General features: G+C 68.7%; 11 protein-coding genes and 1 pseudogene. 7 read left to right on the forward strand and 5 right to left on the reverse strand.

The features are described 5' to 3' along the window. Positions 1–11: 11 nt before the first annotated feature. Genes FHT26_RS02965 through FHT26_RS02980 form a run of 4 tightly spaced genes read right to left on the reverse strand, consistent with a single transcriptional unit; the run spans position 12 to position 3449 of the window. Positions 12–1343, reverse strand: a complete 1332-nt coding sequence (locus tag FHT26_RS02965) for a sodium:proton antiporter (RefSeq protein ID WP_168558654.1) — start codon at positions 1341–1343, stop codon at positions 12–14. Further along, positions 1343–2059 carry a nitroreductase gene (locus tag FHT26_RS02970; protein WP_349238076.1) on the reverse strand — a complete coding sequence of 239 codons (717 nt, stop codon included), beginning with the start codon at positions 2057–2059 and terminating at the stop codon, positions 1343–1345. Before FHT26_RS02970 ends, FHT26_RS02965 begins: the two co-directional genes overlap by 1 nt. Then, on the reverse strand, positions 2056–2517 hold the full coding sequence (locus FHT26_RS02975; RefSeq protein WP_168558655.1) for an acyl-CoA thioesterase: 462 nt from the start codon (positions 2515–2517) through the stop codon (positions 2056–2058). Before FHT26_RS02975 ends, FHT26_RS02970 begins: the two co-directional genes overlap by 4 nt. Beyond that, positions 2514–3449 carry a histone deacetylase family protein gene (locus tag FHT26_RS02980; RefSeq protein WP_210427211.1) on the reverse strand — a complete coding sequence of 312 codons (936 nt, stop codon included), beginning with the start codon at positions 3447–3449 and terminating at the stop codon, positions 2514–2516. The genes FHT26_RS02975 and FHT26_RS02980 overlap by 4 nt, the downstream gene beginning before the upstream one ends. A gap of 196 nt (positions 3450–3645) precedes the next feature. On the opposite strand from FHT26_RS02980, the gene phaP reads away from it, so the two are divergent. The 3 genes from phaP to FHT26_RS02995 all read left to right on the forward strand — a co-directional run bounded on the left by phaP (position 3646) and on the right by FHT26_RS02995 (position 5172). After that, positions 3646–4197, forward strand: a complete 552-nt coding sequence (gene phaP / locus FHT26_RS02985; RefSeq protein ID WP_168558657.1) for a TIGR01841 family phasin — start codon at positions 3646–3648, stop codon at positions 4195–4197. 248 nt (positions 4198–4445) lie between these two features. Then, entirely contained in the window at positions 4446–4871 is a 426-nt protein-coding gene (locus FHT26_RS02990; RefSeq protein WP_490362762.1) for a HipA domain-containing protein, read from the forward strand. 7 nt (positions 4872–4878) lie between these two features. Then, positions 4879–5172 (forward strand): helix-turn-helix domain-containing protein, encoded by a 294-nt coding sequence (locus FHT26_RS02995; protein ID WP_168558658.1) that lies wholly within the window; start codon positions 4879–4881, stop codon positions 5170–5172. A gap of 15 nt (positions 5173–5187) precedes the next feature. On the opposite strand, the gene FHT26_RS03000 is transcribed toward FHT26_RS02995, so the two are convergent. Then, on the reverse strand, positions 5188–6165 hold the full coding sequence (locus FHT26_RS03000) for a patatin-like phospholipase family protein (RefSeq protein ID WP_168558659.1): 978 nt from the start codon (positions 6163–6165) through the stop codon (positions 5188–5190). A gap of 132 nt (positions 6166–6297) precedes the next feature. On the opposite strand from FHT26_RS03000, the gene FHT26_RS03005 reads away from it, so the two are divergent. The 4 genes and pseudogenes from FHT26_RS03005 to FHT26_RS29635 form a co-directional block, all read left to right on the forward strand. Then, the gene (locus tag FHT26_RS03005; protein ID WP_168558660.1) at positions 6298–8013 is read left to right on the forward strand and encodes a nitrite/sulfite reductase; all 1716 of its coding nucleotides are present in this window, start codon (positions 6298–6300) and stop codon (positions 8011–8013) included. A gap of 2 nt (positions 8014–8015) precedes the next feature. Further along, on the forward strand, positions 8016–8549 hold the full coding sequence (locus FHT26_RS03010; RefSeq protein WP_168558661.1) for a DUF934 domain-containing protein: 534 nt from the start codon (positions 8016–8018) through the stop codon (positions 8547–8549). Next, positions 8546–9298, forward strand: a complete 753-nt coding sequence (locus tag FHT26_RS03015) for a phosphoadenylyl-sulfate reductase (RefSeq protein WP_168558662.1) — start codon at positions 8546–8548, stop codon at positions 9296–9298. The genes FHT26_RS03010 and FHT26_RS03015 overlap by 4 nt, the downstream gene beginning before the upstream one ends. Next, positions 9295–9439: pseudogene (locus FHT26_RS29635) on the forward strand (sulfate adenylyltransferase subunit CysD); the annotation flags it as partial. The gene FHT26_RS03015 and the pseudogene FHT26_RS29635, both read left to right, overlap by 4 nt.

Genomic DNA, 9439 nt, shown 5'->3' on the forward strand with positions numbered 1-9439 from the left:
GGAAACCAAGGTCAGAACCAGATCAGCGTCATCAGCACGAACAGCGGCAGCAGCACGGCCATCGACCAGCCCATGTAGCCGAAGAAGCCGGGCATCCGGATGCCGCGGCTTTCGGCCACCGCCTTGACCATCAAGTTGGGCGCGTTGCCGATGTACGAGTTGGCTCCCATGAACACCGAGCCGGCGGAGATCGCCACCAGCGTGGCCGCATGCTGCGTCATCAACTGCTGCGCATCGCCGCCCGCGGCATTGAAGAACACCAGGTAGGTCGGCGCATTGTCCAGAAACGACGACAGCACGCCCGAAGCCCAGAAATACATCCCCGGCAGCGGCGCGCCATCCGGCCCGGTGACGGCCGAGACGATCGCCCCGAACGGCCCGTGCACGCCGGCCCGCAGCATCGCGATGACCGGGATGATGGTCAGGAAGATGCCGGCGAACAGCTTCGCGACCTCGACGATCGGCCCGAAGCTGAACTGGTTCTGCGCATGCGCCGACGGCGGCGTCGCGAACCACGACACGGCGGCGATCGCGAGCAGCCCGAGGTCGCGCAGCAGGCCTTGCCAGGTGAGTTCGGCACCGGCGACCGTGAACGCGACGCCGCCCTGCCAGACACCGCTCATCAGGATCAGCCCGGCCACGCCGGCCAGCAGCGGCAGGTTGATCGCGCCGTCGACGCCGAATCCACCGGGATCGCGGGTGTCGGGGGTCGGGTCGACGCGGCGCGGTACCTCGCGGCTGCAGTACCAGCGGTCGAGCAGCCAGAAGATGCCGAGCAGCGAGCCGACCATGAACAGCGTGTGCGGCAGCAGGTGCACCAGCGTCCAGCTGAACGCGACGCCCTGCAGGAAGCCGAGGAACAGCGGCGGGTCGCCCAGCGGCGTCAGCGCGCCGGCCGCATTCGACACGATGAAGATGAAGAACACCACGATGTGCGCGGTGTGGCGGCGCTGGTCGTTGGCGCGGATCAGCGGGCGGATCATCAGCATCGACGCGCCGGTGGTGCCCATCACGCTGGCAAGCACCGCGCCGATCGCCATCAGCGCGACGTTCATGCCCGGGCCGCCGTGCAGGTTGCCGCGCACGAAGATGCCGCCGGCGACGATGAACAGCGTGGCCAGCAGCACGATGAACGGGATGTACTCGCCGACCGCGGCATGCACCAGGCCGTGCCATGCAGCGTCGACCCCCGACAGCGCCGCCTGCGGCAGCACATAGGCCAGCGCCCAGGCGGCCACCACCTTGCCATAGTGCCGGTGCCAGAAGCCCGGCACCGCCAGCGGCATCAGCGCGATCGACAGCAGCAGGCCCGCGAACGGAAGGCCCCACAACGGCCCGGGCATCAGCCGAGGAACCGGGTGAAGCCGGCCACCGGCTCGCGCTCGGTCACCAGCGTGTTCTCGACCGCGGCCGGGTCGGCGAAACCGAGCGACATGCCGCAGACCAGCATCTCGTCGTCGGCCGCGCCGAGCCGCGGCAGGATGATGCGGTGGAACTGCGTGAACGCCGCCTGCGGGCAGGTGTCGAGGCCGCGGGCGCGCGCGGCCACCATGATGTTCTGCAGGAACATGCCGTAGTCCAGCCAGCTGCCCTGCTGCATCACGCGGTCGATCGTGAACATCAGGCCGACCGGCGCATCGAAGAACACGTAGTTGCGGCCGTGCTGCGCATGCATGCGCGGCTTGTCGCCCTTGGCGATGCCGAGCAGCCCGTACAGGTCCCAGCCGACCTTGCGACGCCGGTCGATGTAGGGCGGACGCCATTCGACCGGGTAGTAGGCGTATTCCTCGCGGTGCCGCGCGGCCTCGGCCGGGTCGTCGTAGACGGCGGTGATGTCGCGCGCCAGCGCCTGCAGCGGCTCGCCGGTCAGCACGTAGACCTTCCACGGCTGCGTGTTGGTGCCGGACGGCGCGCGCGACGCGACGCGCAGGATGTCCTCGATCGTCTCGCGCGGGACCGGCGTCGGCAGGAAGGCGCGCAGCGAGCGGCGCGAGGTGATGGCCGCGTCGACGGCGGCGGTCTGCTCCGGGGTTGGCAGGGGCGGCAAGGGAGAGGTCACGAACGCAATCCTTCGAGGGCCTGGATGAGGACAGCCGGCAACGCGGCCGGGCGGCGCGTCGCGCGGTCGACGTAGACGTGCACGAAATGGCCGCGCGCCGCACACAGCGGCTCGCCGGCGGCGAACAGCCCGATCTCGTAGCGCACGCTGGAGCTGCCGACCTGCGCGACCCGCAGCCCGGCGTCGACCATCTGCGGGAATGCGATCGGCGCGAAGTAGTTGCAGTGGGTCTCGACCACCAGGCCGATCACCGCGCCGGCGTGGAGGTCGAGCGCGCCGGCCTCGATCAGGTAGCGGTTCACCGCGGTGTCGAACAGGCTGTAGTAGACGACGTTGTTGACGTGGCCGTAGGCGTCGTTGTCCATCCAGCGGGTCGACAGGCTCGCGAAGTGCCGGTAGGCGCCGCGCGGTTCGGGCTGGGCGCGGACGGGGGGCGAGGGTGCGGAGGACTGCGTCATGGCGTTGCATTGTTCCATTGCTGGCGGCTGGCCAGCGCTTCGCGCAGCGTCGCGAGCTGCACCGCGACGGTGTCGGCGATCTGGTGGCCGTAGCCGCCGGCCATGCTGATCGCGACCGGAATGCGGCGCGCGCGGGCAGCGCTGAAGACGCGGCGGTCGCGCTCGGCCAGCCCGGCGGCGGTGAGCTTCAGCCGGCCGAGCCGGTCGCCCTCGTGCGGGTCGGCGCCGGCGAGGTAGAAGACCAGGCCCGGCGCACCGTGGGCATGGCGCCGCCACAGCTCGCCGAGTGCGGTGTCGAGCGCGGCCAGGTACTCGGCATCGCGGCAGCCGTCGGGCAAGGCCACGTCGAGGTCGCTCGACTCCTTGCGGAACGGGAAGTTGCGCTCGCCGTGCAACGACAGCGTGAACACCGTCGGGTCGTCGCGGAAGATCGCCGCGGTGCCGTTTCCCTGGTGCACGTCGAGGTCGATCACCGCGATGCGCAGCAGCGCGCGGTGGTGCCGGTGCCATTCGGCCTGCATCAGCCGTGCGGCCACCGCGACATCGTTGAAGACGCAGTAGCCGCCGCCCTTGTCGGCATAGGCATGGTGCGTGCCGCCGGCCAGGTTCGCGGCGACGCCGTCGGCCAGCGCGGCACGCGCCGCGGCGATCGTCGCGCCGACCGAGCGGCGCGAACGCTCGACCATGCGCGGCGTCCACGGGAAGCCGATCTCGCGCTGCTCGGCCGCGCTCAGCAGGCCTTCGGTCACCGAGCTCACGTAGTCCGGCGTGTGGGCCAGCGCGAGTTCACCGTCGGTAGCGGCCGGCGCTTCCCGCAGCCGCATCCCCGCTTCCGACTCGGCCGCCTCGCGCAGCAGGCGGTACTTCTGCATCGGAAACCGGTGCCCGTCGGGCAGCGGCAGCACGAAGTGGTCGGAATGAAAGGCTTGCATCGTGGCGCGCATCGCCGGCGCATTGTGCCGATCGATGCCGCAAAGCGCCGGAATGGGTTGGCGACTCTAGATTGCTGCATTGCAGCAAAAACAGCTTGAAATATGCCGATCGCCTCGTATACTTTCGATCATGGTGCAGTGCAACAAAGTCACTGTGTCAGGCGCAGTCCCCTTTTCTATCCTCTGGAGATTCCACATGCTGACCGCTGAACAATTGATCGCCGCCCACAAGACCAACATCGACACGCTCTTCGGCCTGACCGGCAAGGCGTTCGAAGGCGTCGAGAAGCTCGTCGAGCTGAACCTGCAGGTCGCGAAGACCGCTCTCGGCGAAGCCGCTGCCAACACCCAGGCCGCGCTGTCGGCGAAGGACGCGCAAGAGTTCCTGGCGCTGCAGGCCGGCCTGCTGCAACCGGCGGCCGAGAAGGCTGCCGCCTACGGCCGCTACCTGTACGACATCGCTGCCAGCACCAATGCCGACATCGGCAAGGTCGCCGAAGCGCAAGCCGCCGAAGCCCAGCAGAAGTTCATGTCGGTGGTCGACACCGCGGTGAAGAACGCACCGGCCGGCACCGAGAACGTCGTCGCGCTGTTCAAGTCGGCCGTCGCGACCACCAGCAACGCCTACGAAAGCCTGCAGAAGGCCGCCGGCCAGGCCGCCAAGGTGGCCGAAGCCAACATCGAAGCCATCAGCGCCAGCGCCGTGAAGGCCGCATCGACCCCGAAGGCCAAGCGCGCTGCCGCCTGACTTGGCGAACAGGTCGTCACGAAGAAGATTCGAAATCGACTTGAACTTTCGACGCGACCCTTCATCTGAGCATGACCGCAGGCCCTGCCTGTGGTCTCCCTGAAAGGTTGTCTCCTCGGTACCGCGCGAATCTCGATTCCAGGTACCTTAGGCCCGGTGGCGACACCGGGCCTTTTGTTTGGCCGCCCATTTCTTTTGCACAGAAAAGTATCTATTAACAGCTGCGCTGCACCGACCCGCAAGCCGAGGTGCTCGAGTACCTGAAGCGCGATGTCGCGAACCTCGCTCTCGGCAACAAGGACAACCACGCCCGCAACACCGCGGTGCAGCGTGATTTCGAAAGCCATGTCGCACTGACTCCGCTCTACGATTTCGCGCCGATGTACCTGGATCCGGACGGCATTGCACGGTGCATTCGCTGGGAAGCCAACGATGGCGGACAGCCCGACTGGGCTCGCGTGCTCGACAAGGTCTGTGCCGACAGCATGCCGCGGCCCGGCGAGGCCCACGCGCCCCTGCAGCGCGCACCGTTGCGGGCAGGATTGCGGGCGCTGGCGCCTGTCCTCGACGAGATCGCCGGCGACGCCGCCGGATCGGGCCTCGAACCCGAGGTTCATGCCCACCTGCGGCCCGGCATGCGCGCGCAGGCCCGGCAACTGGCCGCCCTGGCCTGAGCGAGCGATGGACAAGCGCTACGGCAAGCTCAGCCTCTCCGAGCAACTGATGCTGCGCAAGCAGGCCGTCGACGACGTGCTGGCCCATCCCGAATGGTCGACGCAGGCGGCGCTGCGCCACCTGAAGAAGACGATGCGCCTGACCAGCGCCGAGATGGCCAAGCTGTCCGGCGTCCACTACCGGACGGTGCAGGACATCGAGCAGGGCCGCAGCGAAGGCAGCGTGCAGACGATGAACCGGCTGTTCGGCGTGCTGGGCCTGAAGCTCGGCGTCGTGCGCATCGCGCCGCCCGACGCCTGAGCCGCCCCCGCTTCTTCAGTGCGTCTTCGCGGCGATCCGCAGCTTCAGCTCGCTGAGCATCGCCAGCGCGATCTCGCGCCCGGCCTGGATCGAGCGCTTGCGCGCCGCGAAATCGGCCGACGACACGTCGTTCAGCTTAGGTCGCAGCACCACGTCGGCTTCGCGCAGCTCGAACGCATTGATGCTGCGGCTCATGATCGCGAAGGTCTGCAGCAGCATGCGCATCGGGTCGCCGGTGGCCGCGCCGTCCGGCACCGCGGAGATGTCGACCGCAATCACCAGATCGGCGCCCATCTGACGTGCGAAACGCACCGGCACCGGCGACACCAGCCCGCCATCCACGTACTCGCGGGTGCCGATGCGCACCGGCTGGAACACCGCCGGCACCGCGCTCGAGGCGCGCACCGCGATGCCGGCGTCGCCGCGCTGGAACAGCACCGGCGCGCCGTTGTCCAGGTCGGTCGCGACGATGCCCAGCGGCAGGCGCATCTGCTCGATCGTCTTGCCGCCGGTGCTCTCGCGCACGAAGCGCGCCAGCGCCTCGCCGCGGATCAGCCCGCGTCCGGGAAAGGCCCAGTCGGTGATCGCCGATTCGTCCATCGAATCGGCCATCGCCGCCAGTGCCAGGCCGTTCTTGCCCGATGCATACAGCGCGGCCACCAGACTGCCGGCCGAGGTGCCGACCACCAGGTCCGGCTTGATGCCGTTCTCTTCCAGCACCTGGATCACGCCGATGTGGGCGAAGCCACGCGCTGCGCCGCCGCCCAGCGCCAGCCCGATGCGCGGCGGCTTCGGCACCGGCTTGATCACGATGACCGGCGGCGCGGAGGCCGCCGGATCCGGCGGCACGACCACCACCAGCGGCGGGTTGCCGCCCGGCGCGGAGGCCGAGCCGGACGGCGGCGGAACGGGAACGGTCTGGCAGCCGGCCAGCAGGACGACGGCGGCCACGGCGGTCGCACGGGCCCATGAAGAAGTCAGAAAGGAGCGCATCCGGCAATTCTAGGGACGACCCACCTTTATCCTTGTGTCGAATAAACAAGCAACGAAAATGTTCTTCCTGCATATATATGCGGGCTCGTACAGTCCCCGTGATCCACTGACCCCAGAACTGCACTCAAGGCGATGTATCAATACACCCCGTTCGACACCCAGTTCGTCAAGCAGCGCGCAGCGCAGTTCCGCGACCAGCTCCAGCGCAACCTCGCCGGCACGCTGGGCGACGACGAGTTCCGCGCGCTGCGCCTGCAGAACGGCTGGTACATCCAGCGCCATGCGCCGATGGCCCGCATCGCGGTGCCGTACGGCGAGCTGAGTGCCACGCAGCTGCGCATGCTGGCGCGCATCGCGCGCGAGTTCGACCGCGGCTACGCCCACTTCACGACGCGGCAGAACTGCCAATACAACTGGATCCCGCTGCCGAAGGCGGCCGACGTGATGGACCTGCTGGCCTCGGTCAGCATGCACGGCATCCAGACCAGCGGCAACTGCATCCGCAACATCACCAGCGACTGCTTCGCCGGGGTCGCGGCCGACGAGATCATCGACCCGCGCCCGTACTGCGAGATCCTGCGCCAGTGGAGCACGCTGAACCCCGAGTTCGCGTTCCTGCCGCGCAAGTTCAAGATCGCCGTCAGCGGCGCCCACGAAGACCGCGCCGCGATCGCCTGGCACGACATCGGCCTGCAGCTGCTGAAGAACGAGGCCGGCGAGATCGGCTTCAAGGTGCTGGTCGGCGGCGGCATGGGCCGCACGCCGGTGATCGGCACGGTGATCAACGAGTTCCTGCCGTGGCAGCAGGTCCTCGTCTACCTCGAGGCCATCGTTCGGGTCTACAACCGCTACGGCCGGCGCGACAACATGTACAAGGCGCGCATCAAGATCCTGGTGAAGGCCGAAGGCCAGCGCTTTCTCGACGACGTGGCCGAGGAGTTCAAGAAGATCCTCGAACTCGACAGCGACGGCCGCGAGCAGATCATTCCGCAGGCGGAGTTCGACCGTGTCGCCGCCCACTTCGTGACACCGGCCGGCGTGGCCCCCGTGGTGGGTGGCACGACCGATGGCAGCCCCATCACCGCACCGGCCGGCGCCCCCGCCGCGTTCCAGCGCTGGCTCGAGCGCAACGTGCACCCGCACCGCCTCGCCGGCTACCGCAGCGTGACGCTGTCGCTGAAGCGCACCGGCCAGGCGCCGGGCGACATCACCGATGCGCAGATGGAGCTGGCCGCCGACCTCGCCGACCGCTTCAGCCAGGCCGAGCTGCGCGTCTCGCACGACCAGAACCTGGTGCTGCCGTGGGTGCGCGAGAGCGACCTGTTCGCGGTGTGGGAAGCCGCGCGCGCCGCCAGCTTCGCGACGCCCAACATCGGCCTGCTGACCGACATGATCGCCTGCCCCGGCGGCGATTTCTGCGCGCTGGCCAATGCGCGCTCGATCCCGATCGCCGAGGCCATCACCGAGCGCTTCGACGACATCGACGAGCTCTACGACATCGGCGACATCGACCTGCACATCAGCGGCTGCATCAACTCCTGCGGCCACCACCACAGCGGCCACATCGGCATCCTCGGCGTCGACAAGGACGGCAGCGAGTGGTACCAGGTGACGCTCGGCGGGCTCGACGGCTCGGCGATCAGCGGCCACCAGTCGACGCCGGGCAAGGTGATCGGCCCGTCGTTCGCGGCCGACGAGGTGCCCGACGTGATCGAGGCGGTGCTCGACACCTACCGCCAGCAGCGCAGCACCGCGGCCGAGCGCTTCATCGACACCGTGACCCGCATCGGGCTCGATCCGTTCAAGACCGCGGCCAACGCCCAGCGCCGCAGCACCGCCAAGGCCTGACCATGAAATTCATCGACACCGTGCGCGACCCGTGGCGCACCATCACCGGCGAAGACGGCCCGATGGTCACTCTGACGCCCGCACCGAACAGCCTGCTGACGCTTGCGCAATGGCATGGCGTGCGCAACACCTGGCCGGCCGGCATGACCGTCGGCGTGCAGTTCCCGAACGATGCCGACATCGAAGACCTGGCCGACGACCTGCCGCGGCTCGCGCTGGTCGTGCTGCATTTCCCGAAGTGGGTCGACGGCCGCGCGTACAGCCAGGCCCGGCTGCTGCGCTCGCGCTACCGCTATGCCGGCGAGGTGCGCGCCACCGGCGAGGTGGTGGTCGACATGATGCCGCTGCTGCAGCGCACCGGCTTCGATGCGGTGGTGCTCCGCGCCGACCAGTCGATCGAGATCGCCGAGCGCGCGCTGAACTTCTTCCCCGGTCACTACCAGGCGGACGTGCACGAGCACCGGCCGCTGTTCAAGCGCCCGGCCGGCGAGGAAACGACGAACCGCGAGTTCAACCAGGCGGGCTCGGCGATATGAATGCGATCCGGTTGTATGCACGCGCGACTGCCGGCTTCGACGACCGCGTCGCGCACGCGGTCGCGGTGCTGAAGCAGGCGGCGGCCGAGCACCCGGGCCGCGTCGTGCAGGCCACCAGCCTCGGCGCCGAAGACATGGTGCTGACCGACCTGATCGCGCGGCATGGCATTCCCGTCGCGATCGGCACGCTCGAGACCGGCCAGCTGCACGAAGAAACGCTGGCGCTGGTGCCGCGCATCGAGCAGCGTTACGGGCTGGCCGTCGAGGTCTACCGCCCCGAGGCCGACGCGGTGATCCACTTCGTCAGGAACCACGGCGAGCGGGCGATGTACCAGAGCATCGACCTGCGCAAGGGCTGCTGCGGCATCCGCAAGCTGGAACCGCTGTCGCGCATGCTGGCGCAGCGCAGCGCCTGGGTCACCGGCCTGCGTCGCGAGCAGTCGAACAACCGCGGCGAGGTGCCGTTCAGCGAGCCCGACGACAAGGGCCGCATCAAGTTCAACCCGCTGGCCGACTGGAGCTGGAACGACGTCTGGCACTACATCGCGTCGAACGAGGTGCCGTACAACCCGCTGCACGACCAGTTCATGCCGAGCATCGGCTGCGCGCCGTGCACCCGCGCCATTGCGGTGGGCGAAGACTTCCGCGCCGGCCGCTGGTGGTGGGAAGACGAGAAGGCGAAAGAGTGCGGACTGCACGTGCACGGGGCCGAAGAGGCCGCCGTGTCGATGATCGGAGACCGGAAATGAATGCCCCGCTGACCGTGGAACAACTGCTGCCGCAGCTCGACCACAGCCACCTCGACTGGCTCGAGGAAGAAGCCATCTTCATCCTGCGCGAGACGGTCGCCGCGTTCGAGCGCCCTGCCCTGCTGTTCTCGGGCGGCAAGG

The sequence above is a fragment of the Rhizobacter sp. SG703 genome (assembly GCF_012275445.1).
Lineage (GTDB): Bacteria > Pseudomonadota > Gammaproteobacteria > Burkholderiales > Burkholderiaceae_C > Rhizobacter.

What these genes read in the sequence shown, in the direction of transcription:
- FHT26_RS02965 (WP_168558654.1), bottom strand. Translation starts at nt 1,343, where the DNA reads ATGCCCGGGCCGTTGTGGGGCCTTCCGTTCGCGGGCCTGCTGCTGTCG.
- FHT26_RS02975 (WP_168558655.1), bottom strand. Translation starts at nt 2,517, where the DNA reads ATGACGCAGTCCTCCGCACCCTCGCCCCCCGTCCGCGCCCAGCCCGAA.
- FHT26_RS02980 (WP_210427211.1), bottom strand. Translation starts at nt 3,449, where the DNA reads ATGCAAGCCTTTCATTCCGACCACTTCGTGCTGCCGCTGCCCGACGGG.
- phaP (WP_168558657.1), top strand. Translation starts at nt 3,646, where the DNA reads ATGCTGACCGCTGAACAATTGATCGCCGCCCACAAGACCAACATCGAC.
- FHT26_RS02995 (WP_168558658.1), top strand. Translation starts at nt 4,879, where the DNA reads ATGGACAAGCGCTACGGCAAGCTCAGCCTCTCCGAGCAACTGATGCTG.
- FHT26_RS03000 (WP_168558659.1), bottom strand. Translation starts at nt 6,165, where the DNA reads ATGCGCTCCTTTCTGACTTCTTCATGGGCCCGTGCGACCGCCGTGGCC.
- FHT26_RS03005 (WP_168558660.1), top strand. Translation starts at nt 6,298, where the DNA reads ATGTATCAATACACCCCGTTCGACACCCAGTTCGTCAAGCAGCGCGCA.
- FHT26_RS03010 (WP_168558661.1), top strand. Translation starts at nt 8,016, where the DNA reads ATGAAATTCATCGACACCGTGCGCGACCCGTGGCGCACCATCACCGGC.
- FHT26_RS03015 (WP_168558662.1), top strand. Translation starts at nt 8,546, where the DNA reads ATGAATGCGATCCGGTTGTATGCACGCGCGACTGCCGGCTTCGACGAC.